Raw genomic sequence first — 26,171 nt, forward strand, 5'->3', positions numbered from 1 at the left:
CCCCAGCTCCACCGCCCTGCTGCGACAGGGTCAGCGGCGAAGGTCTCTCACCTCCACTCGAACCACAGCGCCTCACGGCGCACGCACGACCTGCGGCACACTGCGGCCACCATCATGATCACCTCCGGTGTGCCCATGGCGGTGGTTTCCAAGACCTTGCGGCACTCCACCCTGGCCACGACCATCAACATCTACGGGCACCTGCTCAAGTACGCCGCGGACGAAGCGGTCCACGCCCTGGCCGACGCCCTCGCGCACGCCGAGGCCGACCTCGAATCGGGCCGCCCCGACCGCTTCGGACGCGCCGCCTAGCAACGGAGATCCCGGCTTCCGGGCGCCATCGGTTTACTCGTACTGGGCTTGGACCCGGACCGGACACGGCCGGCTCCAAGCCCGGGCATGTACCGCTCGCGGATTCGCGAACCGGTGATCACGAGCCCGGATGGTCACGGCCCTCCGCCACCGCGGCAAGCGAACTGCTGCGAAGGAGTTGATCGGCGACGGGCCCGGGCACCAGCAGGTCGATACTCCCGGCCGACCAGTGCACGGCCACCTGATACACGGCGAGGACACCGGCCTCCCATCTGGTGAGCCGGTCCTCCCCCTCTTGGCCGTGGGTGCGGACGAGCGAGGGGAACTCAACCGTGAGCGAGCGGCGGGGAGCCACCGCGTGCTGGCCGGCCAAGGCGCGCGCCCGGGCGTCCCAGTCGTCGACAAGGCGATCCAGCGCGTCGAGAGCCTCCGCGCGACCTCGCCGGCGGGACCCGAACGCCTCATAGACCACCGCCATCGCCGCGCTCCTGCCCGCCTCCAGCCCGTCCCAGCCTGTAGCGCACTCCTGCTGCCAGCAGGCCCACGCCTCCTGCACCAGCCACGAACCACTGGGGCCCGGACCGACCAGAGCCGACCCGCCCTCGCCGAGCGCTGGAGCCGGCAGGGCCGCGGCGCAGGCCGCATCGAGCAGAACAGCCTCGTTCAGCAGCGAGGCCATGTTCCGACGTGCGTGGTCGACGGCCTCGGCGAGAGGGGCCTGCATCGGCTCGACCCACGACGCAAGCCACGGGTACGCCGCCGCGACCGTGTGGCTCTCCAGCAACTGCGCCTGCAGGCGCCGCCACCTTCGGCGCTGTCCCTCACACGCAGCACGCGAATCCGCCCGTCCCGACCCCTCCGTGACCAGGCCCGCCTGGAACTCCGCCCACGCCCTCAACGGCGTCAGAGATGACACCGCTTCAGCGAAGGCGACGAGCGGATGTCCACCCGGAACCGGCCACACGCAATGCGTGCACAACTCCCCGACCGCGAGCAGCAGCGGCACTTCCAGACGGTGAACCGCCGGCGCGGATCGCAGTTGCCCGCAATCCGCTCCACCATGAAGCCTTCCCAGACCGGGCAACGGCCGGAAACACGACAGCGGCAGATCCTGGAACAACCCCAGCGGAACATCGGCCGCGAAGATCTGACCCAACCGAAGCCGACGCATTTCCGGGCTCAGCATCGCGGCCTCAACCCAACAACACAAAGACGAAGAGCGAGTTGCTCAGCCAACGCGACCCGAACGCTTAGCAACGCCTCTCGGAGCACGGACGGACGAAGAGATTCCTTTGTCGCACTTTCAAGGGGTGGCAGCAGCTCAGCGAGCACGCCCAGCCCCTGGTGATCGCGTGGTGGTCGCATCAGAACGATCACTCGACCGGACTGCGAGCGAGGATTCAGGCCCAGAAATCCGGACAAATCTGCACGGATCAGTCGCCGACGGGGAAGATCACGCATGGTGCCTCGACGGCGACAGGTCACCCATTCAGGAGAGCTGAGCTCCTCCGACCACGAGGCACCACGCTTGACCATCCGACCTCAACTCCAGCCTGACTGCGGCGAGTTGTCCAGCACCGCCCGCCATCAGGCGGCGTTCCCAGGCCAGTCAGGGCGCGACCACCATGCGACCACCACCCCGCGACACGCACAAAAAGGCGCTCCCATCATTCCGATGGAAGCGCCCTCCGACCTGCGAAAACTCGCGGTCGGGACGACAGGATTTGAACCTGCGACCCCTTGACCCCCAGTCGCCCGGGCGCAGCCATCGCTGCACGTCAGAGTGTAGACAGCCCGCGCTGTTCGTTCACCAAAAGGCGCCTCGGAGACAGTGGTGAACGACGCGTGGTCCCCGGCCGGTTCCTAAACCTTTCCCTCTTAGCTCCGATCCCAGCGAAGCAAATCACCCAAACGCCCATCTGTTGTCACCCACCGGTTGCGCCCCGGCAGGGAGCAACCGCCATCCATTTATCTTCACGGCGGAGCCGAGGTAGAGAATGTCTTACAGCTCCCATTACAACGGTGACATCGGCGGCGAGGCCGCGTGGCGCACGGCTCTGAGCGCCCCGTGTGCCCGTTGGCAGGCAGCAAGGCACGTGCCCCCGGGTCACCCACTTCGACGTGATCCGAAGGGCATGCTGCAGGCCCCTGCCCTCGTACTACGTCAGGCCCAGCCGTTCGTTGTCGATCGGCCCGGACATAGGATCACCGCGGCCATACACAAAGAGGTTTCCACGTCAGGGAGGTGGCGGTACAGGAGCAGGCGCATCGGGTCGGCGAGCGGGTTGCGGCTCATCGACGGGAAGTACCCACTGGCGGTGGAGCGGTACGAGGCGCGGCAGGTCTCCCACATGGTTCCCGGGGTGACCACGCTGACCCCGCATACCCGGTACTACGCGCTGCACGCCCTCGTTGCCGCCCAGGGTGTTTCTTTCCGATCATCGGATCGTTGGTCTGATCGTGCCGTTGACTGACGCGCAGTGGGCGCGGATAGAGCCGTTGTTGCCGGATCGGACGCCGGAACGGGGCGGGCGGTGGCGCGATCACCGGCAGGCGATCGACGCGATCGCGTGGAAGTTCCAGACGGGCTCGCAGTGGGTGCACCTGCCCGCCGAGTACGGCTCGTGGAAGGGCGTCTACACCCGGCTGCGGAACTGGGCGATCGACGGCACGTGGGAACGGGGTCTTCACCGCCCTGCTCGCGCCTGATACGCGCTTCCGTCTGGTCTTACCTGGCCTGTGCGCAGGCTTGCGCGTGCCCGTCGGGCGGCCGCGCGTGGTGCCTGCCGGCCTGATGGGCCGTCCGGCAGGCACCACGCTGCCCGCTGTCAGTCGGCGGGTGCCTCGACGATCGCGCTGTCGCGGTGGCGGGAGTCCCTGGCCTGGAAGCGGAGGAGGCGCCGGGTGGAGTCGGTGGCGGACTTCGGCGGGATGAGGGTGAATGCCACGACGACCTTGGACGGGTCGGCCTCGCCTCGGCTGACCGCGGCCGCCACGTCCGCTTCGGTCTTTCCCTCAACAACCGGGTAAAGCAGTGCCACACCGGTCCGCGGGCCCGCGCCGCCGCCCGGTTCGGCGGCCGGATCAGCGGCCGCCTCGATCAGCCGCTTCGCCAGCTGCTGGTGCTCGACGCCGGCGATGCGGCTGAAGGAGGGCTTGCCCTCCTGTCGGCTGCGGCGGACGAGCGACATCGGCACCGAACCCGCTACGGATGCGTCGATTCGGTTGCTCTGAGAGTGCTGGGGGGCGATCAGGAGCCAGTCTTCGACGGTTGCCAGGCGGCCATCGAGCTGTGCGAGGTAGTTCAGGTGCGGCTGGAAGTGGCCTTCGTGCTCCCACTCCAGGCTGCTGAGAACGGCCAGCAGCCTGGAGTGGCTAACGCGTGCTGTCAGCGCGAAGAAGGAGCGCCCTGGGTCGTCGTGGCCGTCGCCCGGCACGGTGAAGGCGGCAGGCTGGGAGGTGAGGGTATGCAGCAGGGGGCGCCACCGTTCGGTGTTGCGCTCCAGCGCCTTCGCGCTCAGGGGGTAGGCCGCAGGCTCGATGGGCCGACCCGGGGAGCGTATCTCGACGAGCTCGGCGTTGAACATCTTGTTGCGGGCCGAGGGCTTGACCCAGGACAGGTGCTGCGCGACGAGCGGCGGGACCTGGGCGGGAATGACCTGGGGCTTCCCGTCGACGAGCACCGCGTACTGGGCGAGCTGCTCGCGGAAGACCTCCTCGTCGCGGCAGATCGCCTCGAAGGCCTCGTAGAGGTCCGCGGTCGAGGTCTTCCCCATGGGCTCCTCGCGCCCGATGTACAGGCGCACGAGGTCGCGGTAGCCGGGGCGGAACCCGAACCAGCGGCCCATCTGCATGAGGGCGTCCGCCTGGCGGGTCGTGCGCCGGTAGTAGGTGACGGTGAGGCCCTCGACGGTGAAGCCGCGGGAGAGCTTGGTGCCGCCCACGAGGATCTTCCATACGTTGGGGGTGCGGTCGAAGTCGAGGTCCAGCTGCGCGAAGTAGCGGTCCGAGTCCCCGTTGACGACCACGACGGGGTTGCCGCCCTTGCCGATCAGCTGCTTTGCGCGGCTGATGTAGGGGCGCAGTTCGTCGTAGGCGGCGGGATTGGGCAGGTCTGCGGCGCGGGTCCGGGAGACGGGGGAGAAGTCGGCGGCCCACAGGGCTGCGAGGCGGGCGTGGCCTTCTGCGGAGGCATAGCCGGCCTGGTGCCACATGGTGTTGATGCGCAGGGCGAGCTCGGCGTGGTCGTCGGTGCGGACGGACTGGTGGACGAGCATGGTGTGGTGGCGGAAGGGGCCGTCGGGTACGCCGTGGTCGGCGCGGTAGAGCTTCAGTGCTCCGGTGAGGAGGAAGCTGTCCATGGCTTCCTGGAGGCGGTCGCCGGTGTGGTCCCAGATGCCGCGAACATGGGCTTGCTGCTGGGAGTTGGCGGTGGTGCGCTCCGCGGGGTCGAGCGGCGATTCGAGGTCGTGGAAGTCCCGGACGCCCATGTACCCGTGGGGGCGGGGGAGGGAGATGAGGAAGTCGCTGGGGAAGATGTCCTCGGTGTCGCCGGGGTCGATGAAGACGTTGGCGAAGGGGGTTGCGGTGTAGCCGACGTACTGGGCTCGCGGCAGGAGGGCGAGGAGCTCGGATATCAGCCCGTTGATGGCTGTGCGCTCGGTGGAGCCCTTCTCCCACTTCTTGGGGTCGGTGGTGTTGACGGAGGCCTGGTCGGACTCGTCGTCGATGATGAGGGTCGGCAGTTCGCCGAGGATGCCGCGGATCTGCTTGAGGTCCTTGACCAGCTTGGTCAGGACGGCCTTGTTCTTCTTGACGACCATGATGCGGGCGGCCGCGTGGTGCAGGTTGGCCGGGTCGTGGAGGGGGAGGGTGTGGTCGCGCTTCTCGACTTCCAGGACGCGGATGCCCTGCGCGAGGCTCTTGTAGTCGTTGTCGCGGGTGGTGAGGCGTTCGATGTCGAAGGCCCGCAGCATGGAGGGGCGGGCTCCGTGCTCGACGAAGTCGTCCCAGTCGGCGTCGTCGCCGACGTAGTCGATGCCGACGAGGGTGTCGACGTCCTCAGGGTCGGCTCCGCGGAGGATGTTCTCCTGGCCGACCAGTTCCATGTCGAGGCGGCGCTGGGTCTGGGCGCGAAGAAGGTTGAGGGTTCCTCCGAGGACGATGACCAGGCGGTATCCGGCGTCGATGGCCTTCGCGGTGACGCCGGTGAAGTTGGCGGTCTTGCCGGACTGCACGTAGCCGACGACCAGGCCCTTGGCCTGGCGGGCCGCGCTCTGCTCGGGGTCGGTAAGTCTTTCGACGACGGCTCGGCTCGCTTCGTCCAGGCTCGCGACGGCGGCGTCGCTCCAACCCTTCTCGCGGAGCTTGCGTTCGTAGGCGGGCCAGTAGAAGGCGCGGGAGGCGGCGCGCTCCGGCGTGTACCAGGGGGTGTGTTCGCGGGCGATGACGACGGCGCCTGCGGCGCGGGCGAGGGGGACGGCGGTGTCGAGGGCCTTGCGGAGGTCGTCGTCGAGGCGGAGGCGTTCGTAGGCTGCGGTGCGGCGTTCGTCGGTCCGGGGCTCGGTGTCGGGTGACCAGCGGGGGTTCTCGGAGAAGTCCCAGGCGGTCAGTGCGCGGGACCACAGTGCGGTGAGTGCTCCGCCGTACAGGCCGTCCTCGGCGAGGCGGGTGCGGAAGGCTTCCTCACTGAGGTCGGCGCCCGGGAAGTCGTCCTCGGCGGCGAGCTCTGCCGTCTTCGCGAAGTGGCGGGGGCTGGTGGCCATCCCGTTCAGGACTGCGGTGTGGATCTCAAGGAGTATGTCGGTCACGTCGTGTCCCTCGTTCGGGCAGCAGCGGTCAGGAGCTGGGGCGGTGGCGGCGTTCGCGCTGGGCGTGCACCGAGGCCAGCAGGATGCTGTTCCAGTAGTCGATGCGGTCTGCCCGCTTCCGTTCCCAGCGGCCGAGCCCGAAGCAGTCCTGGAGAAGCAGGTAGAGCAGGGTCTTCGTCACGGGGGCGTCGTTGGAGCCGCCGCGCCGGCCGTCGTTGAAGTCTTCCCTGAAGGCCTTGTTGAGGAGGATGGCGTGGCTGTCGCGGTCCAGGTCGAAGAACTTGTCCTCGGGGAGGGAGACCCATTCCGCACGGATCGGGTCCTCTGCTGACTTGACGGGGAGCTCCTCCCGCACGGCGCGCTTGACCATGGGGTCGAAACCCTTGCCCGGCTCGATCACCGGGGCCCTCTCGATAGTCGAGCGTGAGGCGCCCTCCCGGTAGGCGGCCTCGGCGTCGGCGAGGAAGGCGCTGAACGGGCTGTCCTCGGAGTCGGCTGCCTGCTCGACGCCGTGGGTGAAGGCAGGGGTGACCTCGACTCCGTCCTTCTTCACGGTGAGGCTGAGTACCCCGTCCGAGTCCTGGGGCAGGTCCACGGCGATGCGGGCCAGCACCAGGTGGCTCTCGCTGGCGCGCAGGTTGTTCCAGCCTCCGGCCTGTACGAGGCGGTCGTTGCGGTAGAAGTAGAAGCCCTGGCGCTCCTGGAGGGGCCCGATCTGGCGGAAGCCCGCGTGGCCGGACTTGGCGGGCCAGATGTGGGCTTCGAGGGCGAGTTCGCCGACGCCCTTCACCGGGGCGAAGAACTTCTTCGGGTAGCCGGGCTTGCCGGGCACCTTGTAGCTGAAGGGGTCCAGGGGGTCGACGCTCATGTGGTCGGTCTCGTCCCCGGTCGACACGTCCCAGACAGCGATGTCGAGCGAGAGGCCGCGGGAGAGGAAGCGGTGCAGGTAGAGGCCCAGGTGCGTCTCAAGCTGGGATATCGCCTTGGAGAGGAACTGTTCGCTCTGCCCCGGGGCGACGGTGTCGAAGGCCCGCACGTTGTCCCAGCGCACGATCGTTCCCTGCCATTCGATCAGGCCGTCGTAGACATCGATCTGCTGCTGGGCGAACCGGGGGTCGACGGTGTCGCAGCGGAAGCCGTCCTCGATGCCCTCGTGGGTGATCTTGCGCCCTACGGGCGCGCTGCGCCGGGTACGGCTGATCACCGTGAGGGACTCGGCGTGCGACAGCGAACCGGCTTTGAGGCCGGTGCCGTACATGCCGAGGGCACTGCTGCCGTAGTCGCGGCGGCGGCCGACAGTCATCGCGCTGTCGAGTCCGGCGGCATCCATGCCCCGGCCGTTGTCCAGGACCAGCAGCGAGACTATGCGGTCGGCGTCGCGCAGGAAGTGCACCACGACCGCGTCCGCGCCGGCGTCGATGGAGTTGTCGACAAGGTCGGCGACCGCTGCTTCGAAGCTGTAGCCCTGATTGGTCAAGGCCTTCGCGTACCCGGCGTCCGGCGGCAGGCGCGTACTGCCCTGCGTCGGCACGTCGTACTTCCAGTTGGCGCGGAGGGAGGAGGCCGATGGGGACATGCGTTCGCAGCTCCTTGGACACGCAGAGCCGGGCCTGCGCGGAGGAAGCGGCGGCCCGTCAGTTTCCAGCACTTTCACGGACTGGAATGCCGGGGGACGTCCTGCGGGAGGCCCTGCCATCCGGGTCCGGGACGAGACCTGCCGACACGTCGGCACACCGAATACCTGGGCAGCATTTCGCCGTTTGCCCTCGTCAGGTGGCGAGTGTAGCGGGGCGGTGAATATCCGCGGGCAGAGATGCGCAGAAACGGCAGATTGATCAGCAGCCGAACTCTGGCATGGAACACGCCATTCTTTGAAGGGCAGGAACGGGATGTCCTTGCGTTTACGGTTAGCGATCTGGTCGGCGGGCTGCGGGATGACCGCGCGGATGCTCCGTCGGCACAGGTGCTCGTGGCTAGCCCTCGACGAGTAGCCCGGTCGCCCAGGACCACGACGGGTCGGGTGCGGGGCTGTCCGACCGGCCTGGGCACGCGCAAGGCGGCCATGACGTGTTCGAAGGTAGGCGCGTCTCCGGCCTGGCCGGGTGTGAGGTGGAAGCACAGCGGGCTGATGCCACCCCTCGCCGCCGCCCTGCACCGCACGGCCGAGCTGCTGGACCAGCGCGTCGCGGCCGCCCTGGCGGTCGAGCCGCAGACCCGCTTCGTCTCCTCACTGCACCGGCCGATATTCAGCAGCTGCCCGGGGTCCGGTGGCGGAGCTGACCGTCTAGGCGCCCTTCCAGGACCCCGATGCCAAGGCACTGAAGAGGCTCGTCGCCCCCTGAAGCCGCGTCGGCTCACGGTCTGCTATCAGGAGCACGACACCGAGCTGGACGGACCGGCCGTGGCCGCGCTCCTGCGGCAGCACGGTGGCGAGCTGCGCCGCGAGGCCCGCAAGAGCCCGTACGACGACCGGTACCGGCACGGCAAGCTGATCGAATGGGCCGTCGACGGGCAGCGCTGGGCGCTCGCCTGCAGTCCGAACCTCTCCGCCGCCGCCCTGCCGCGCTCGGTACCGGACGGGGGCAACTGCGAGGTCGGCGTGATCGCACCCGCCGACCAGTCGCTCGCACCTCCCGGGGAGCCGGTCGCCCCGGAGACCGTCGAGTCCCTCGCCCCGCCACGGCGGGCCGCCGCCCGCGAGCAGGGCGGTGTGCGCGTCTGGCTAGCTCGGGCCGCCGAGCGGGACGTCGAACTGCGGATCTCCAGTACAGCCAGCCGCCCGAGGAGTGGACAGTCCTGGGTGCCGTGCCGGCCGGGGCCACGGAGCTCTGCTTCCCGGTGGACGCCGAACCGGGCAGCCGGGTAGGCATCCTGGGCAGCCCGGATCTCGTCCCGGTGACAGATGTCGTGCAGACCGTCCAGCGGCCGGCGGCCTAGCAGCGCGAGCCCGGACCTCGCCAGCCCGGAGACCTCTTCCGTCACCGCTCGCTGCTGGAGGAACTCGTCCGTAGCCTGCTCGACGCCCGGCCCGAACCCTCCCCCGGCGCCTCCCCGACCCGCTCGAGGGCACCAGCCGCTTCCGGCTCCCGGGACGGGCGAACCGGGCTGCCGGTGAGCCTCTTCGCCCTCGGACGGCAGGCCGTCGACGGCCCCCAGGCGGGGCGCCCGAGCAGTACGCGACCGAGTCAGACGCACCAGAGGCCGATCCGGTCGGGAGTTCCTGGTTCGAGGTCTTCACCCCCGAGGAGGAAGTCGGTTTGGAGGACGACACCGCCGAGACCGAGAAACAGCCCCCGGCCGACGGGCCGCCCGAGGACACCGAGGAATCCCTCCAAGCCCGCCGTCAGAAGATGGCCGAACGGTTACGACGGGCTCGGGCCGACCTGTCGCTCGTCCCGAGGCTGCTGCTGGTCCGGCTGCTGCTCGACTTCCTGGCCAAGGACGCGTGGCCGGCCAACGACCGGTCCTGGTACGCCCTGCTGGCCGACGTGACCGCCCCGCTGGACCGGCTCGACCCATACCGGCTCCCGCAGGAGGACGCCGAAGCGGCAGCGTCGCTGGCGGCATTGGTGCTGGCCTACTGGAGCACCAGGCCGTCAGCGAGGCCGAGACCGGCCGATACAAGCGGCTGGCCTCGGCGCTGGCCGAGCTGCTCCTGGCCGCGACAGAGGATCGGATCGGGGGGTACGTCACACCGGAGCTGGCCGGGCGCTTCGGCGTCATGGTGGACCCGGACCACGTCCTGGAGCTCGCCAACCAACTTCTCCAGGACTCGGTGGCCAAGACCGTCCGGAACTCGACGACCGGACGGACACCGCTGCACGACGACACGCTCCCAACCTACTGTCTGTCCGGGGCAGTTGGCCCAGCCCCAGCAGAGCCGCCCTGGGCGCCCTCGGCCGCACCGGTTTGGCGGGCCCGGTCGGTGCCTGGGCCTGCCACGACGACGGCCGCTGGTCCTTCGTGGCCTGGCACAAGCCGGACCTGCTCGAGGTCACGTACCGCGGGCAGCTCGTCCGCTGGCGGCACTTCCAGCTCTCCCGGCCACCTCACCCGCCGCGCTGGCCCGCGATTCCGCCCTCGACGACCGTCGGCCGACCGCCCAGGGCCCCTTGTCCCAGTTCACCGAAACCGGCCAGCGCCTTCTCGACGGTGGTGTGGCCCGGGGTAGCAAACCGGGACCAGGACGGCCTACGCCGCGTGTGCGCTGCAGCCGATCAGGGCCCGGGCATCGGCGTGGCTGCCGACGTCCATCAGGTGGCCGACCACGTCGAGGACGAACCGGTCGGGCCGACTGCCAACCTTCCGCAGTAGAGCATCCGCGACCTCTGTGAGACCCCGGCTGCGGCACGTCTGAATCGCCGCGGCGGACTCCACCGCAGGCGCCTCGTCGCCGGCATAGTCCAGCATGCCGACAGCGTGCTCGTAGCGGCCGCTGTCCAGGTGCAGCACCAGTTCGTCGACCGGCCACTGCAGCCCGGCGGCGCGTTCGATGCGCCGGTCCCCCTTGGCGAGCGGGACCGGCGCATCGAACGGCGCGCCTGTGCCGCCCTCCAATGCGCCGCGCATCTCATCAACGTCCTCCGCCGCCGGCCTGTTGACTGCGGCACTGATGTTGTCTGTGGCGAAAGCGGACTCGCATTCGCCGGAAACACGCTGCAGGAGTGCCCGCAGGTCATCCTCGGTCATCACTTCAACACCGCCCTTGCTCTTAGCGAGCCGGTGCAGTTTCAGAACCGTGTCCGTGTCGGGGAACAGGACCTTCCCCAACGCGAGCCGGTTGAGGACCGAGCGGGAACTGTGGATCTGACCTGCGACGCCGCGCAGCGATCCGCCAGTAGCCCGCAGCATGGCCCGCACTGCCTCGGCGAGTTCGCGGCGCGCCGGAGGAACGGAGGACGGAAGAGCCTTCATCTGTCCGCGTGGAGGCAACGAAACTCCCTAGAGGTAGGGGTCGGCGAAGTGTCATCCCATCTTGGCAAACGCCTACGACAGCTGAACGGGCATCGGTGCAGGAGGGACACTCCGGGACACCGGGAGAAGCGGGACACCGGGGGACAACGAAGCCTTCCCCTGCCTCCGGGGCATGCGCTTCGCTTGAAGAGCAGGCGGGACTGGCCCGCTGACAACCCACCAGGGTCGTCACTGCGCTGTGCACGAGAGGATCCGGAGAGCATGGTGGCAATTCCGTCCTGGACGGACGAGGGACTCGGCACTATGAAGCGCGTCGCGCTGTGGCTCGTACAGGAGGTCGGAGTCGGCAGCGTGTTCACCAAGGAGCAGCTGCGGACCGCGTTCGAGGGGGTCAGCCAGGTCGACCGCCGCATGAGGGAGCTCCGCGTCCACGAGTGGCAGATCGATACCAACAGGGAGGACCCGGCCCTCGACCCCAGTGAGCACCGGTTCGTGTGTGAGGGTGTTCCGGTATGGCAGCCTGGCAAGGGAAGCCGCAAGGCGGCCGAGTCCGTGGGAGCGGTGCAGCGCCGCGCTGTGCTCCTGAATGACAACTACCTGTGCCGGACCTGCGGCATCGGCAACGGCGAGGCATACGCCGACGGCCACGGCGCCACCTCCCACCTGGACATCGCACGGCGCCAGGTCACCCTGCCCGGCGGCGGCACGGAGGTGCAGCTGGTCACCGAGTGCAACCGGTGCCGTGTCGGCGGGCGCGACGCCGGCGCCGACCTGGGCGCCTTCGCGGCGGCGGTGGCACAGCTGTCGACGTACGAGCGCAAGATGCTGTCGTCCTGGATGGAGCAGGACGCCCGCGGCTTCAACGAGGTTGAGAAGCTCTGGGGTATCTACCGCACCCTGCCTGCGGCGGCGCGCGCCGGTGCCCGCGACATGCTCCTGTAGTCCCCCGCCGGGGCGGCAGCGGAACCCCCGGTGCCGCCCCGTTCCCGGCCCTGGCAGTATCGGCATCGCTTTCACACGCACAAAGGAGCACATCCGTGTTGATCGACTTCGGCCGGCCCCACGAAGCAGCCGGCAACCGCGAGCTCGTGGCGCACCGGCTGAAGGAGCTGCGCAACGGAAACGGCGTCCCGGAAACGCTGACCGTCGAGTGGCGCGGGAAGCCCGCCCATATCGAGGTCATCGACATGCCGGTCGAGGTCCTGCGCTACAACCCCGGCACACACCGCATCCGCGCCCAGCGCGCCTACGACCCGGCCCGGGACCGGGCGCTGACCGAGGACCCCTGGAGCCCGGAGAGCCAGGATTACCTCCACCACCTGCTGAAGGCGCTGCCGGCCGACCCCTCGAGGACCGACAAGGCCTTCGAGGACCTGACGGAGAGCCTGCGCGAGTACCAGCAGAACGAACCCGGGCTGATCACCCACGAGGGCATCCTCGTGAACGGCAACACCCGCCGCGCTGCCCTCAAGGAGCTCGGGCGGACCAGCATGCGGGTCGGCGTTCTGCCGGAGAGCTGCGAGTGGAGCGACATCCATGCTGTTGAGCTCTCCCTCCAGCTGCGCCCGGACACCCGGCGGGACTACTCCTACATCAACCATCTGCTAGCTCTGGAGGAGCAGGTGGCGCTTGGCAAGCCGCTGCCGGAGATCGCCCGGAACTTCCACACCACGACGCCGGCCTGCGACCGCGACTTGTGGATCCTGGCCCAGCTCCGGGACCTCATCAGCCGTAGCGCCACCGGAACCTCCTCGCTGCGGCTCATGGACTTCGAAGAAGCCAAGGAGCGGTTCTTCGAGCTCTACCGCGCCTACAACACCGAGTCCGCGCGCAACCGGGAGCGTGGCGACCTGCTGAAGGAGGGCCGGCTCGCGGCCATCGTGCTGGAGTTCGCCAAGACGGACGTCCGGTTCATCCAGCCCGACTTCCAGGAGCGCTTCCTGGACCAGCGGCTGCCCGCAGACCTCAGGCCCGTCCCTGCCCACGCGGCCCCGGCGGTGGCCATCCCCGGTCTTGGCCGCACTGTCCAGGCCGCCGGCGCGAGCGTCGCCGCGGCCAAAGCGCTCACCGACTCCCTCCTGCAGGCCAAGGCCGTCAAGGCAGCCGGCGCGGCCGCAACCACCGAGGAGCAGACGGCGGCAGCCGAGGTCCTCGAGCGCACCCGGGACGTCTTCAACGAGGCACTGGAGTTCGCCGGCAAGGACTTCCGGCTCCGGAAGAAGCGCCTCGCCGCCCCCGACCGCGTCGCCGACGCCTGCAAGGACTTGGAGCAGTGCGTCACCGACCTCGTCCTCGCCCGCGGCAACGGGAGCCTGGACGAAGGGGCGTTCGACGACGCCCTGCTGCAGCTGCGCACCATCATGGGGCGCGTTGCCGTCGAGGCCGGCAAGAGCATTCCGCTCCCCGGCGAGGGCCTGACCTGGCTCAACACTGCTGTAGGGAAGCAGCAGTGACGGATACCCAGACGGAGCCATCGCTGCGGATCGCATTCGACGTGTCGCGGACCCGCGTTGTCCTGCGCACGACGCCCGGGCACGAACAGGACTTCGCGGACCTCGCCGCGCGCATCGCCCCCGGTGGCCAGCGCGGGCCGCTGGTAGGAGAGTTCGACCTCGATGACTTCCTCGACCGCATCATCGAGCTTGGCTCCTGGCGCCACGACGGCGTCGAGTGGGAGGAGGCGCTGGTCCAGCTCGTCACCGGCGTCCTCGACGACGCCGAGCGGGCCGAGCGGACCCTCCGCAGTGGCGCGGACGCCAGCCAGAGCGCAGTCGCGCCGGGCGACGTGCCGGGTCTCCTAGGCGACGGCTGGACCGGAGACCTCACCCCCTTCCAGCTCCGCGATGCAGCCCAGCTGCTCTCACTCGGGCACGGCGCGAACTTCAGCGTCCCCGGAGCCGGCAAGACCCGCGTCTCACTCGCCGTCTACGCCGCCATGCGTGAACAGGGCCTGGCCAAGCGGCTCCTGGTCGTCGGGCCCAAGTCCGCTTACGAGGCATGGCAGACCGAGAGCCGGATCTGCTTCCGCACACCGCCGCGCATCGCGGTCATGGGCCGCACCCCCGACTACGGCGCCGAAGTGCTGTTGGTCAACTACGAGCGCCTGTCCCGGGCTGTACCCGGGCTCGCGTCCTGGTTGGGCACGGCGCCGTCGATGCTGGTGCTCGACGAGGCCCACCGTATGAAGCTCGGTGCCAACGGGACATACGGCTCTGCCTGCCTCGCGCTCGGGCCCACCGCGACCCGGCGGCTCATCCTCACCGGTACTCCGGCTCCCAACGGGGCCCGGGACCTGGAGAACCTGCTGTCGTTCGTCTGGCCCGGCCGCGGCAAGCGCGTCGTCTCCGACGCTGTACGCGGCGGAGACCTCGCCTACGCCAGCACGGTGCTGCGGCCGCTGTTCACCCGCACCACCAAGCGCGAGCTTGGCTTGCCCCCGTTCGAACCAAAGGTCCGGTACGTCAGCCTCCCGCCGATCCACCGGGAGGTGTACGAGGCGCTTAAGGGCAACTTCTCCCCACGGGCCGAGGCGTCCCGCAACGACATCGAAGCCCTCGGGCGGGCAGCACTGCGCCTGCTCATGGCCGCAACCAGCCCGGCGCTCCTAGTCGAGGGCAGCAGCCCGTACGAGCCGCTCGCCTACCGGGTGCCGGCGCTGGAGGCCGCCCCCGGTGAGTCCCTTCATGCGCTTCTGCGTGACCTACCCAGTTACGAGCTCTCCCCCAAATTCCAGGAGGCCGTCCGGATCGTCGCCGCGAACGCGGCAGCGGGCCGCAAGACGATCGTGTGGACCACCTTCGTACGCAACATCACCACCCTGGCCAAGCTCCTCTCCCCCTACTCCCCAGCCGTCGTCCACGGCGGCACGGCCGACCGGGACGAGGAGATCCGGCGGTTCCGCGAGGACCCCGACTGCATGGTGCTGCTCTCCAACCCGGCTACCCTGGGCGAGGGCATCAGCCTGCACCAGGTCTGCCACGACGCGGTCTACGTCGACCGCGACTTCATGGCTGGCCGGTTCCTGCAGAGCCTCGACCGCATCCACCGCTTGGGCCTGGCCCCCGGAACGGATACGAGAGTTACCGTCCTTGTCGCGGAAGGCACCATCGACGAGGTGGTCCAGCTTCGTCTTGAGGCAAAGCTGCAATTCATGGGCAGCATCCTGGACGACCCGGAGGTGCGCCAGCTCGCAGATCTCGTCGAAGAGCCCGTCGGCAGCCCCGGCCTGGACATGGCGGACATCCGGGAGCTCCTGCGCCACCTCGAGCCCCCGGCTTCGCTCGACGGGCAACCACGGGGGTGAGGCCCGGGACCCAGGGCCGTCGCGGGCCTAGGGTGCCGTACGGATGGAAAGGAGCCCTCGGATCCGCCGTGTTCAGCGGGAGGAAGAAATGACACACGCAGAGGTGGATAGCGAGCGCCCGCTGCCCGACCCCACTGATCCGTCCCTCGACGATCTCTTCAGCAGCCAGGAGACCGCAGAAGCCTGTCGGTTCCTCCTCATGCGGCAGGACAGCCCTCCGACAATGGCGGAGTGGCTGGCTCGATCGCAGCAGGTTTTCGGCAAGTCAAACGTGCACAGTCAACGCCGGCTGCGCGAGGTCCGGAGCCACTTCGCGGTGCAGAGCCGGCGCCGCACCAGTGACGGAGAGTGGATCTACCAGCTACTCGGCTGGAAGAAGGCGGCTTCCGCGTCCGTGAAGATCTCGCCCCGGCTGCAGGCGGAGGTCTTCAGCAAGAAGGGCCGCTTCTGCCAGATGTGCGGGCGCGGCCCCCAGAACGGTATCCGGTTGCAGATCGACCACATCGTGCCCGAGTCGTGGGGCGGCAAGACGGTGTACTCGAACCTGGAGCCGCTGTGCGAGGAACACAACCACGGGAAGCAGGCATTCTTCGCCTCGCTCGACGCGTTCGGCCCGGCTATTGGGCGAGCGCTCCCCCGCACGAATCCATGGGAGCGCATCGGCGAACTGCTCCTCGCCTTCCAGGAGATGAGGAAGCCGACGCCGGTCGAGCTCATCGAACTAGTCGCACAGGACACCCACAAGGGCGACCCGGAGAAGCGGCTGCGCGAAATCCGTTTCGTCCTCGGCTGGGACATCGTCGCGCACCGCAGGAAGACGGACGGCGTCACTGAGGTGACCTACGAACTGATCAGCTCCCAGCCATGGCCTGCGGAGGGTGCAGCCGCCGCGGTTGCCGATTACGAGCGAAGGCGCAAGGAGCGCAAAGCCGCTGAGCGCGCCGCACCCGAGTCCGACTGACCCGGCCCACGCACCGGAGACAAACTCCCGGGATCCCTACAACTTCCGTTCAAAGAGTTGAGTTGATATGACGTCAGCCGATACCTTATTCCCCGTTTCCGCCGTCGCGCCCCCTGATCCGGAACTGGCCCGCGTCCATGCCAGAATCCTGGCGGCGGATCCGTGCGGCGAGATCTTCGCTGCAGCCCTGCGCCGTACCTTCGACATGCTGCTCGACGGACAGCACACGGGCCGTTTTCGCTGGGAGGAGCTCCACAAGACCGAGAAGACGCATGCCGGCACCCTCGTGGAGATCAACCTCCAGCGCGCCTTCAACTTTGCTGACGGCAACAAGATGGACTACTCGATCGACGGCATCGATGTGGACTGCAAGTACTCCCAGGACCTGGGCCGCTGGATGATCCCTCCTGAGGCGATGGGGCATCTGTGTCTTGGGGTGTGGGCCAGTGATGACGCTGGGCTCTGGTCAGCGGGGCTGTTCCGGGTCACCGAGGAACTGCTTACCAGGAAGGAAGGAAACCGGGACGGCAAGCGGTCTCTCACCGCCGCTGCCCGGAAGACCGCCGTTCACTGGCTCTTCGAGGATGCGCCGCTCCCCGAGAACATCCTGCTGCGCTTGCCTGAGAAGGACATCGCCGCGATCTTCGCGTCACGGTATGGCACCCAGCGGGTACATGAACTGTTCCGGCGCACGCAGGGCCGTGTCGTCTCCCGCGGCGTGGTCGCCACGGTCGCACAGCAGGACGACTTCATGAAGCGCGTCAGGTACAACGGTGGCTCCCGCTCGGCGCTCCGGCCGGAGGGAATCGTGATTCTCGGGCAGTACGGGAATCACCAGGTGGTAGCCCAGGGCCTCGGCCTGCCGCTGCCAGGTGCTGGTGAGTCCGTGAGCGTCCGCCTGGCACCCTGGACTCTGGAGCATGCGGACGCACCGTGGGTGGAACTGGAGGGCATCAGGTGGGTGGTAGCGCGGGAAAGCGACCCGGTCGTCGAGGCACCGCTGCTGCCGGAGCGGTAGGCGCGGATGCTGCCGCATGGGTTGCCCCGGCAGGATCATGGGCCTCTTCAGCTGCCAGGCGCCGCAATATGCAGGCGATCAGGAGCCGGGACACGTCCCCCGAGCTCGCGCTGCGCTCCCTTGTCCACGCCGAGGGGCTTCGGTACCGGGTGGCGGCAAAGCCGCTGCCCGGTATGCGGCGGACGGCTGATCTCCTGTTCCGTCCCACACGGGTAGCCGTCTTCGTCGACGGGTGCTTCTGGCACGGGTGCCCAGAGCACTTCGTTCCGCCGAAGACCAATCCCTCGTATTGGGAGTCGAAGATCAGCGGAAACGTCACCCGTGACCGGGATACCGACGAACGCCTCGCTGACGAAGGGTGGCTCGTGCTGCGGTTCTGGGCGCACCAGTCCCCTGAGGAGTGCGCGGACACAGTGGTAGCCGCCGTAGTAGCGCGGCGGGGGGAGCTCGCCGAGCGAAAGCGGCGACGTCTGGAGGGCAAGCAGGAGTGTCCAGGTGCAGGACCGCCCGCAGGCTGACGCCTGCGGGCGGCAGGTCGATCAGACTCAGCTGATCTTGGCCTTGTTCGCCTTGAAGAGTTCGTGCCGGTCGTGGTCTTCCTGCCCGACGAAGGCCTTGAAGTCGCGGAGCAGATAAGCCATGGCACCGTCCTGGCCGGCCTCGGTCTCTTCGATGTGGAAGTCCCGGCCGAGGTGGGAGAGGCGTCGCTCGACGTCGTGCATGCCCATGACGACACCGGTCTTGTCCAGCGCGGTAACGATCTGCTCTGCGGTCATCGGTTCGCTCTTGCCGCGGAGCAGCCGGTAAACCGGGTCGTGAGTGGTCTCGATCCGCTCCCGGGGGGTGCCTTCCTTCCGGAGCGCCCTTGCGATGGAGAGCCCGACAGCCTTGGCGACCGGCGGCGGGAAGGCATTGCCGATCTGGCGGTATCCGGTGGTCTTCCCTCCCGCAAACTGCCAGTCGTCACTGAACCCCTGGATCCGCGCAGCCATGCGGCTGGTCAGCTTCGGACCACCCCTGACTTCGCCCTTCTTGCTCACTGCCGGCTTGAAGTCCGGCTTCGGCGCCTCGTTGGCAATGCCCCAGGCGTTGACGCCCATAGCCTCCCAGGCTGCCTTGGCTCGGGAGGGACCGAGGTCTGCCCCTCCGTGCTTCTTGGAGCCGCCAACGATCGTAGGCGCGATGCCGTCGGCCTTGGCGGCCCATGCCTCGACGCCGCCCCAGCCGTTGGCTGCCATGAGGTCCTTCAGCGTCTCACCGACAGTGGGCGCAGGGCCGGGGAGGGGCTCGGGCCAGTGGAAGTACTCTGCGTATTCGTCCTGGAGTGCCACCAGCACGAACCTCGGCCGGAGCTGCGGCACCCCGAACTGGGATGCCTGGAGGAGCCTCCACTCGCCCACGTAGCCGAAGTCGCGGAGCGTGTCCAGGACGTGCTGCCGGTAGGCCGAGAAGCGGTTGGCACTGAGTCCTCGCACGTTCTCCAGCATGAGCGCCTTGGGCTTGATGCGGCCTGCCAGCTGGACTGCCCAGGCAAACAGGTCACGCTCGTCGGTGGCACCGAGCTGCTTGCCGGCGATGGTGAACGGCGGGCAGGGGACACCTCCTGCCAGCAGCGAGACCCCTTCGTACTCCTCGGGGTTCCAGACCGACTCGTCCGCGACATCACCCTCCGCAACCTTCCACGCCGGCCGGTTCAGCCTGAGGGTGTCGCAGGCGTTCGGGTCGAGCTCGACTGCGAGCTGGTGTTCGAATCCTGCCCCTTCGAGGCCGAGGGCCTGCCCCCCTGCTCCTGCGCAGATCTCGACAACCTCAAGGGCAGACATTCTTCCTCCGTACAACACACGTCGAGCCTGCGGGATGGGAGGCGCCAGGCAGCGAGCTGAAAATAGTCATGATATCGAACAAACTAGCCACCTCCCTTCGGATGCACCTTGCCGCTCCATCTCCCCGCCCAAGCCTCACCTACAGGGCGCGCCGGGGACAAACAATCTCTGTTAAGCGGCCAGCGTAGTCGCGAGCTCTGACATGCCGACCGATGCGACCCGAGTCCTGCCCGCCCCTGCACAACGCGCCGATGTGAACGAGGACACGCGTACCGTCCTCCTCGCACTGACCCGGGCCACTGGAGACCAGCCCGAGCGCTGACCTGATGCGCGGTGGCCTGGAGCCGCTCTCTGCGGGGGTCTGGGCCTACCCGCAAAGCTTGGGCCCGCCACCTACGCCCCTTGCCGCAACGACATACACGATGTCCCGATCCCGGCTTTCCGCGGACTCAGCATTCCGGTCTATGCGGACCGTCACATCAGGACGCCGTTACCACTGGCACGGTCCGTGGCTGGGGCAGGCCGAATGCCGCCGCAGCCACGTGTGCGGCCAGCAGTGGCGGCACGGCGTTGCCGGCCTGCTCATACTGCTTCGTCTGTGTACCCTGCCACGGGTAGTCCCCGGGGAAGGACTGCAGCAGGCCCGCCTCGTGGACCGTGATGCGCGCTGTGTCGGAGGCGGCGCTGCGGCTCTTCCAGCATCCGCGGTCGCGGGACTCGGCAAGAGCACGGCGGGCCTGAGTTGGGAAGGGCTCGGCACCGCCGGTCTTGCCGCCGCCGGCGGTGACGGTGGGCGCGGGCCGGTCGGTGGCGCCCCAGCCGATGCCCTCCGCCATGGAGACCCAACAGGCCCGGGACTCCCCGAAGAGGTTGCCCTCTTCGCCGTACTCGGTGTGCGTGGGCTCGGGAGGCTGGGCGGTGCGCATGCGCGAGGCGATGAGGATCGCGCGGCGTCGGCTCTGTGGAACGCCGAAGTCTGCGGCGTTCAGGTTGCCGCACCAGGTGCTGTAGCCCCAGCCCCGAAGCACCTCGGCGTAGTGGCGGAACAGCGGGAGCGCATCGGGGACCTCTTCCATGAGAGCGTCCTCTGGCCGCAGGGCGTAGAGGTACCGCATGGGCTCGGCGGCGAGTAGGGAGCGGGAGTCCTGGCACGCAGCCAGGAGCTGCGGCCGGGTGTCCCGGTCTCTGGCAAGGTCATCGATCGCCTGGTGGACCAGGGGCTGGTCCCGGAGCCCTAGCTGCTTGCCCGCCCTGGACCAGGCCTGACACGGCGGAGACGCGATGAAGCGGCGGATACGGCCGACCATAGGCACCGTGGCGATCTGGGCGACGTCTGCACGGACAGTTGGGTGCCCGGCAGCAGCCCGCGTCCGGCAGGCCGCAGCGTCCCATTCGATCCCGATGTCAGTGATTCCGTGATATCTGCGCAAGCCCTCAGACCAGCCGCCGGGCCCGGCGAACAGGTCCAGGGTGTCAGGAGCGACGGGCGCAGGCATCAGGCCTCCGGGACAGATGGAACAGTGAACGTGGCTGGGCTAGGGACAGCGCACTGCGCCCTGCCCGACGGACGCAGACAGCAGCCGACCCGCCCACACGACCATACAGGCGCAGACCACCGAACCCTCTGCTGAGACGGGCACTGCGCCGTGAGGGCCTGCAGCGGCAGCTCCGATGGAATCCAGCTGCCGCGGTCGGATCGAGCCCGACACGAGGCGATATCACCAGGCCGTCGCAGCGGCAGACGCCCGGCCAATCGGGGCACAACAGCAAAACCCTTGCGGCACACGGCTGCCCAATTGCCCGTCAAATTCGCCAACTTCGCCTTTCAAGTTCATAGCGATGCACCCGACTTTTCCGCAGCGCTGCTAGACCGCCAGGTCTAGCGGAAGGTCACTGATATCACGAAGGCGGTTTCCTGCGATCAAAGTGTGCAGCATGACGCTTGCCTCGTCGTTGCACGTTTTCTCTACTGCCCGGATCAGTTCTGGGAGGGCAAAATGATACACCGTATCGATGTCGCCAGTTCCCAGGGCGAGAGATGCGAGCCTGGCGGGTGATGGTTCCCCTGTGACGACCGCGATGTGCGGCGTGCGTCCCTTGCGATTCCGGATAACGTTCAACGCCTCTGATCGCGCATTCTGGGCGCGATCGCTACGCAAGGTCCACTTGCACGATACTATCGCATGGACAATGGAACGCTCCTGGTTGGCGCTCCTAATGACAGCATATCGGCCAGATTCTTCATCTACGAGTTCGCGCTCCTGGTTGATCGTCGCATCCGACTCAGGCTTCCGCAACACCAGAATATCTGGACTAATCTCATAAGAATTTCCCAGAACCGAGGCGAGATTCCGGTCTTGCTCAATAGCAATTGCAAGAGCAGCCAGGTGAGCAAACGGCTCATATTTCGAGATCTGATATTCGGCGCGCGATCCTCCAACATTCTCGACAATCCAGCCACCCGGGCGGAGGGACTGGAACATCGGGAAGGCCTCCACCAGGAAAGCTTCCACGGCCTCTTCGAATTGCTTGCCGGCTCGCTGACCCTTGAGTTTCTCCTGAATAGTCTCGGCGCCAAGGTCTCGCGCAATATTGAACGCGATAGCCCTACTGGTATTTTGACTCCCATCAGCATTGGAAGCCACGCCGTCACGCGAGAGAGACAGGGTGTTCCTGTCGATGAGATGCTTGTGAAAGTTCACCCTTGCTTCGGTAAGTACCGCCGCCATGCGAGACCCGCCTAGATTGTCTGGTTTGCGTGAGCTCATCGCTTTTGCGAAGAGAGGAACGTGCAATGCGTTCAGCGCGCGAAAGCAACCACTCGCCTCCATAGGCATCCCGATGAGTATCGCCGACTGACGTCATCTGGGGCCTCAATGGTTCCACCGGCAGCCGCCCGTACAGGTTTGCTGTCAGCAGCCCTCTGTACGGCCGCTACCGCACCCCTGCGCGGGCGCATGGGGAGGGAGGAGCAAGAGTTGCGTACCGGACGGTCACGCGAGTGGGCCTGCTTGCGCGCCGGATCCAGGACGGAACGCACCACGAAGCACTCCCCGCTCCGTACGCCCTGCGATCCCCCAATGCGCCCTTGATCCACCGTGCCGATCAGCGGACTGTCAGGCCCTGAGGTTGGTCATAGGACGATCGATCGGGGGGATTCTCATGTCGGACGCAAACTCCGCCAGTCCGTGGGCGCGCACGGTCGTCGGCCCCCTCGCCTCCGAGATCACGACAACCGTGCCCGCATGCCTTGTCCGAGCCCACGAACGTGCCCAAGGCGGCCACGAAGGCGTTCACACGCAGACGCTCGAAGCGTACGGACACGGGCTCTGCGCCGCACAGTACGAGGAACTGTCAGCCGGCCTTTCTCAGCTTCCCAGCATCGAGCTGGTGCGCCTCCAGGCGGTACCGTCGCAGTGGTCGCCGACCGTGTCGTCTACCCCTACCGGTACGCGAAGAAGGACGTGCCCGTGACTGCAGCCAGACTCCGCAGTGCGTCAGGGCTTCGCGCTGACCTCATCCGCAGGCATGGCCCCGACCCGCGCCAGGAATAGCTGGACCTCGGCATCGACCTGCCGGACGAGGAGGAGCCCCCATGCGGATCTCGCGCGCCTCTCGCCGGACGCCATGCTCGTCCTCGTCGCCTACGCCTCTCCCTGGCCGACGGCGTGGTCCACCTCGAATGGGGATCCGCGGAACTCCACCGCGAGAATCGATCACTGATCTGGCACCACCACGAGTCCCTGCCCATCCCGCGACAGCGCTGACGCAAGACCTTCTAACAGGTGACTACTGGAAGTTCGACCTCATCGCAAGTCGATGTGGCGCCGCTCACTAACCACACCACCAAGGGGAACGCCTTGTTCACGGCAGCGCACGGTGGCGGGTGATGGCGGAGTGATGGCAGCTCAAACGCCATGCTCCGCCAGCTGCCATCTCCGAACGCCGGCAGTCATCGTGGGGTCAGGCTCTCCTGGATGGAGGTAACCACTTGGCTGCCCACCCTGACCGTGGTCGGATCTACCGGCGCTGTGGCTGTCGCGATGCCAGCGGAAAACAGTTCGGTGCGCGGTGCCCGAGCCTCAACCACTCAACGCGCCATGGCTCCTGGGCCTACGCCTTCGACGTGCCTTCGACCGGCGGGCGTCGTCGGCAGCGGTGCCGCAGCGGTTTCCGTACCCGCCTGGCCGCGCGCGAGGCGTTGGCGCGCGCTCGCGAGTGCGAGCGCACCGGGCTGAATCTCGACGGCGACCTGACGGTGGCCGGGTATCTGACCGGCTGGCTGCGGACCAAGGAGGACGTGCTCAAGCCCACCACCTACGCCCGCTACCGCGACCACGTCCACAACGACCTCATCCCGGCTTTCGGCCGACTCAAGCTGTCCGACCTCCGCGAGCGGCACATCACCGTCTGGACCGAAGCCGAACTGGCCCGCGGCCGGGGGCGCACCAGCGTCTACCGGGCCGGCGCCACCCTCTCCAGTGCCCTGAACACCGCGGTCCGCACGCGGCGACTGGCCGACAATCCGGCGCGCTACACCGTCATGCCCCGCCCTGCCGCTCCCGAGCGGATCTGCTGGACTCCGTCGCAGGCTGCGGCGTTCCTGCGGCACAACCACGACGCCTACGGCGACCAGCTGGCGGATGCCTTCGAGGTACTGCTGGGCACCGGGATGCGCCGCGGGGAGCTCCTGGGCCTGCACTGGCCCGAGGTGCACCTGGCCGAGCAGGTGCTGCTGGTGCGGTGGAACCTCACCGCCGTCGACAACAACCACCTCCACCTCGGGCACCCCAAGACCAAGGCGAGCCGCAACTGGATCAGCCTGTCCGCTCGGGTCGTCGCCGCGCTGGAACGACTCGCGGCAGCCGCGCGGGCGGCCCTGCCGGAGGGTGCCCCGCTCGAAGGACTCGTGTTCTGCCAGCCGGACGGCGCACCGCTACGCCCGCAACAGCTCCTGGTCACGCTTCGGCGCAGGTCGGCGGAGATCGGTCTCCCCCGGATCGGCGTGCACGATCTGCGGCACACCGCCGCCAGCATCATGATCAGCTCGAAGGTCCCGCTGGCCGTCGTGTCGAAGACGCTGCGGCACTCGACGCTGTCGACCACAGTCAACATCTACGGGCACCTGCTCCCGCACACCGCCCGTGATGCGGTCACCGCGCTGTGCCAGGCGCTGGACGACTCCTCGCCGCCGTCAGCCATCCCCGATAGTGGAGCATCAGCCGTTTCGGACGCCGCATAGCCGGCCGGGCGTCGCCGTAACTGCGGCCCCTGCCATCACGTCGCCATCACCGTTCACCCGAACGAGAACAGCGGGCCTGTCATTTCTGACAGACCCGCTGGTCACATACGTCGGGACGACAGGATTTGAACCTGCGACCCCTTGACCCCCAGTCAAGTGCTTCAAGTAGTGTCGCCAGCCAGGACCTCAAGGTCCTGGCTTCTCTGCTTCTCAACTGCCTTGCTCTCAATGGGCGTTGGAGGTCTCAGACATGCTCGACCGATCGAATGGGATCGTACGGAGTGAGGCACCGTCAGCGTTCACTTCGTACACAAGCGTCCGTTACCGCCCATGGGCGCTCATTGGCGCTCATCGCGCGTGGTCCCAAAGTGGTCCCCAAGCGGTCCCCAGGGATCCGGTCACGGCGAGTGACACCAATCTGGCAGGCATTCAGCAACCGCGGGTTGAAGCACCTCACGATCCACGAGCAGCGCCGCTGGCCGGCGGGCTCGCAGAGGGCGAATCAAGGTCGACTACCCATCGGCTACGGATGGTGATCTTCCAGGCGGTGTGTCGTCTTGAGCGTGTCATCGCCGATTGGTTCTGACGTGCCTCGCGCACCGCCCAGCGCGCTCTGCCGCCACGCCCGACAGGGCAGCAACTCTTGGTCCCGGGATCACCCAATCCGAGAGAGGGAAGCTCATGGGACAGCATGCGCAGCGTGGCCGGGTTTACCGGCGGTGTGGCTGCTCGGACGGGCACGGGAAGCAGTTGGGTCCGTGGTGTGTGCGGTTGTTGGAGGAGTCGGATCACGGGAGGTGGACGTACTGCGTCGACCTGGCCAGGGAGGACGGGAAGCGCCGGACTCGCCGTCGGGGCGGTTTCGCCTCCCGGGCGGAGGCGGTGCGGGAGATGAAGGCGGTGCTGGACGGTGAGCTGTGCGGGGTCTATGAGGACCGCCGCACCACCGTGGCGAGCTTCCTGCGGGAGTGGCTGGCGGCGAAGAAGGAGGTGCTCGCGCCGAACACCTACGCCGGCTACGCGGACTGCGTCGAGCGGGACCTGATCCCCGCCTTCGGCCACTACCGGCTCCCCGACCTGCGCCCCAAGCAGATCGACGCCTGGGTCACCGCCCAGCAGAAGGCCGGCCGCGGCCGGGTCACCGTCTATCGGGTCGTTTCCACGCTGCGCAACGCCCTGAACCACGCGGTGCGCTCGTGGCGGCTGCGGTGCAACCCTGCCAAGCACTCCGTCCCCGCCCGGCCCCGAGCCGCCGAGCGCACCTGCTGGACCCCCGACGAAGCCGCAACGTTCCTGCGCCACGGCGCCGAGCACTACGCCGACCGGCTCACCGACCTCTTCGAGGTCATGCTCGGCACCGGCATGCGCCGCGGCGAGATCCTCGCCCTGCACTGGTCCGACGTCCACCTCATGGACCGCAAGCTCTACGTCCGCTGGACCCTCGCCGCCGTCAACAACAACGGGATCCACTTCGGCGAGCCCAAGACCGAGGCCAGCCGCGCCTGGATCAGCCTCTCCCCCAGAGTGATGGCCGCCTTCCACCGCCAGGCCGCGATCCAGATGGGCGCCCACCCCGACGGCCGGCTCGAAGGCCTCGTCTTCGCCCGTCCCGACGGCTCGCCGCTGCGCCCGCAGTGGGTCCTCGACCAGCTCCGCAAGCGCACCGCCGAAGCCGGCCTCCCCAAGATCGGCCTGGTGAGTCGGCCCGGGGCGCGGTGCCGGGATTGCTCCCGGTCCGTTTCCCCGGACCGCTCTCCGAACCCGGCGTGCGACTCTCACCGCACCGGG

Annotated in this window: 18 protein-coding genes; 11 read left to right on the forward strand and 7 right to left on the reverse strand. The window is 68.1% G+C overall.

Annotated elements, in window-relative coordinates:
• Positions 1-312 (forward strand): tyrosine-type recombinase/integrase (locus ACZ3YL_RS41085; protein WP_465662827.1); only part of this gene is annotated, 312 nt, incomplete at its 5' end.
• 118 nt (positions 313-430) lie between these two features.
• Here the strand turns inward: ACZ3YL_RS41085 and ACZ3YL_RS41090 are convergent.
• Positions 431-1,498: a hypothetical protein gene (locus ACZ3YL_RS41090; protein WP_465662829.1), complete on the reverse strand. Its 1,068-nt coding sequence runs from the start codon at positions 1,496-1,498 to the stop codon at positions 431-433.
• A 1,238-nt stretch (positions 1,499-2,736) separates the two neighbouring features.
• Here ACZ3YL_RS41090 and ACZ3YL_RS41095 point away from each other — a divergent pair.
• A complete protein-coding gene (locus ACZ3YL_RS41095; RefSeq protein ID WP_465662831.1) occupies positions 2,737-3,021 on the forward strand; it encodes a transposase in 285 nt (94 codons plus the stop codon).
• 119 nt (positions 3,022-3,140) lie between these two features.
• Here the strand turns inward: ACZ3YL_RS41095 and ACZ3YL_RS41100 are convergent, their stop codons facing one another.
• Both ACZ3YL_RS41100 and ACZ3YL_RS41105 read right to left on the reverse strand, forming a co-directional pair.
• Positions 3,141-6,122: a Z1 domain-containing protein gene (locus ACZ3YL_RS41100; protein WP_465662832.1), complete on the reverse strand. Its 2,982-nt coding sequence runs from the start codon at positions 6,120-6,122 to the stop codon at positions 3,141-3,143.
• 28 nt (positions 6,123-6,150) lie between these two features.
• The gene (locus ACZ3YL_RS41105) at positions 6,151-7,698 is read right to left on the reverse strand and encodes an ATP-binding protein (protein WP_465662834.1); all 1,548 of its coding nucleotides are present in this window, start codon (positions 7,696-7,698) and stop codon (positions 6,151-6,153) included.
• An 825-nt stretch (positions 7,699-8,523) separates the two neighbouring features.
• Between ACZ3YL_RS41105 and ACZ3YL_RS41110 the strand changes: the two genes are divergently transcribed.
• Positions 8,524-8,988 carry a hypothetical protein gene (locus tag ACZ3YL_RS41110; RefSeq protein WP_465662836.1) on the forward strand — a complete coding sequence of 155 codons (465 nt, stop codon included), beginning with the start codon at positions 8,524-8,526 and terminating at the stop codon, positions 8,986-8,988.
• Between the two features lie 1,325 nt (positions 8,989-10,313).
• Here ACZ3YL_RS41110 and ACZ3YL_RS41115 read toward each other — a convergent pair.
• A complete protein-coding gene (locus ACZ3YL_RS41115) occupies positions 10,314-11,036 on the reverse strand; it encodes a hypothetical protein (RefSeq protein ID WP_465662838.1) in 723 nt (240 codons plus the stop codon).
• A gap of 303 nt (positions 11,037-11,339) precedes the next feature.
• Here ACZ3YL_RS41115 and ACZ3YL_RS41120 point away from each other — a divergent pair, with 303 nt between their 5' ends.
• From ACZ3YL_RS41120 to ACZ3YL_RS41145, 6 genes are all read left to right on the forward strand, one after another.
• Positions 11,340-11,978: a hypothetical protein gene (locus tag ACZ3YL_RS41120; protein WP_465662840.1), complete on the forward strand. Its 639-nt coding sequence runs from the start codon at positions 11,340-11,342 to the stop codon at positions 11,976-11,978.
• A 95-nt stretch (positions 11,979-12,073) separates the two neighbouring features.
• Entirely contained in the window at positions 12,074-13,489 is a 1,416-nt protein-coding gene (locus ACZ3YL_RS41125; RefSeq protein WP_465662842.1) for a ParB N-terminal domain-containing protein, read from the forward strand.
• The gene (locus ACZ3YL_RS41130) at positions 13,486-15,339 is read left to right on the forward strand and encodes a DEAD/DEAH box helicase (RefSeq protein ID WP_465662844.1); all 1,854 of its coding nucleotides are present in this window, start codon (positions 13,486-13,488) and stop codon (positions 15,337-15,339) included. The genes ACZ3YL_RS41125 and ACZ3YL_RS41130 overlap by 4 nt, the downstream gene beginning before the upstream one ends.
• 88 nt (positions 15,340-15,427) lie before the next feature.
• The gene (locus tag ACZ3YL_RS41135) at positions 15,428-16,300 is read left to right on the forward strand and encodes an HNH endonuclease (RefSeq protein ID WP_465662846.1); all 873 of its coding nucleotides are present in this window, start codon (positions 15,428-15,430) and stop codon (positions 16,298-16,300) included.
• 67 nt (positions 16,301-16,367) lie between these two features.
• Entirely contained in the window at positions 16,368-17,318 is a 951-nt protein-coding gene (locus ACZ3YL_RS41140) for a NaeI family type II restriction endonuclease (RefSeq protein ID WP_465662848.1), read from the forward strand.
• Positions 17,258-17,836: a very short patch repair endonuclease gene (locus ACZ3YL_RS41145; protein ID WP_465662850.1), complete on the forward strand. Its 579-nt coding sequence runs from the start codon at positions 17,258-17,260 to the stop codon at positions 17,834-17,836. Before ACZ3YL_RS41140 ends, ACZ3YL_RS41145 begins: the two co-directional genes overlap by 61 nt.
• Before the next feature lie 27 nt (positions 17,837-17,863).
• Here ACZ3YL_RS41145 and ACZ3YL_RS41150 read toward each other — a convergent pair whose 3' ends face one another.
• The 3 genes from ACZ3YL_RS41150 to ACZ3YL_RS41160 form a co-directional block, all read right to left on the reverse strand.
• Positions 17,864-19,141 carry a DNA cytosine methyltransferase gene (locus tag ACZ3YL_RS41150; RefSeq protein WP_465662852.1) on the reverse strand — a complete coding sequence of 426 codons (1,278 nt, stop codon included), beginning with the start codon at positions 19,139-19,141 and terminating at the stop codon, positions 17,864-17,866.
• Between the two features lie 479 nt (positions 19,142-19,620).
• Positions 19,621-20,637, reverse strand: a complete 1,017-nt coding sequence (locus tag ACZ3YL_RS41155; protein ID WP_465662854.1) for a DNA cytosine methyltransferase — start codon at positions 20,635-20,637, stop codon at positions 19,621-19,623.
• A 369-nt stretch (positions 20,638-21,006) separates the two neighbouring features.
• Positions 21,007-21,843 carry an NgoMIV family type II restriction endonuclease gene (locus tag ACZ3YL_RS41160; RefSeq protein ID WP_465662856.1) on the reverse strand — a complete coding sequence of 279 codons (837 nt, stop codon included), beginning with the start codon at positions 21,841-21,843 and terminating at the stop codon, positions 21,007-21,009.
• A gap of 1,424 nt (positions 21,844-23,267) precedes the next feature.
• On the opposite strand from ACZ3YL_RS41160, the gene ACZ3YL_RS41165 reads away from it, so the two are divergent.
• A complete protein-coding gene (locus ACZ3YL_RS41165; protein WP_465662858.1) occupies positions 23,268-24,383 on the forward strand; it encodes a tyrosine-type recombinase/integrase in 1,116 nt (371 codons plus the stop codon).
• A 681-nt stretch (positions 24,384-25,064) separates the two neighbouring features.
• A partial coding sequence (locus tag ACZ3YL_RS41170) for a site-specific integrase (protein ID WP_465662860.1) occupies positions 25,065-26,171 on the forward strand: 1,107 nt, incomplete at its 3' end.

Source organism: Kitasatospora sp. NPDC023176 (genome assembly GCF_055560495.1).

What these genes read in the sequence shown, in the direction of transcription:
- ACZ3YL_RS41155 (WP_465662854.1), bottom strand. Translation starts at nt 20,637, where the DNA reads ATGCCTGCGCCCGTCGCTCCTGACACCCTGGACCTGTTCGCCGGGCCC.
- ACZ3YL_RS41090 (WP_465662829.1), bottom strand. Translation starts at nt 1,498, where the DNA reads ATGCTGAGCCCGGAAATGCGTCGGCTTCGGTTGGGTCAGATCTTCGCG.
- ACZ3YL_RS41140 (WP_465662848.1), top strand. Translation starts at nt 16,368, where the DNA reads ATGACGTCAGCCGATACCTTATTCCCCGTTTCCGCCGTCGCGCCCCCT.
- ACZ3YL_RS41150 (WP_465662852.1), bottom strand. Translation starts at nt 19,141, where the DNA reads ATGTCTGCCCTTGAGGTTGTCGAGATCTGCGCAGGAGCAGGGGGGCAG.
- ACZ3YL_RS41105 (WP_465662834.1), bottom strand. Translation starts at nt 7,698, where the DNA reads ATGTCCCCATCGGCCTCCTCCCTCCGCGCCAACTGGAAGTACGACGTG.
- ACZ3YL_RS41120 (WP_465662840.1), top strand. Translation starts at nt 11,340, where the DNA reads ATGAAGCGCGTCGCGCTGTGGCTCGTACAGGAGGTCGGAGTCGGCAGC.
- ACZ3YL_RS41115 (WP_465662838.1), bottom strand. Translation starts at nt 11,036, where the DNA reads ATGAAGGCTCTTCCGTCCTCCGTTCCTCCGGCGCGCCGCGAACTCGCC.
- ACZ3YL_RS41135 (WP_465662846.1), top strand. Translation starts at nt 15,428, where the DNA reads ATGACACACGCAGAGGTGGATAGCGAGCGCCCGCTGCCCGACCCCACT.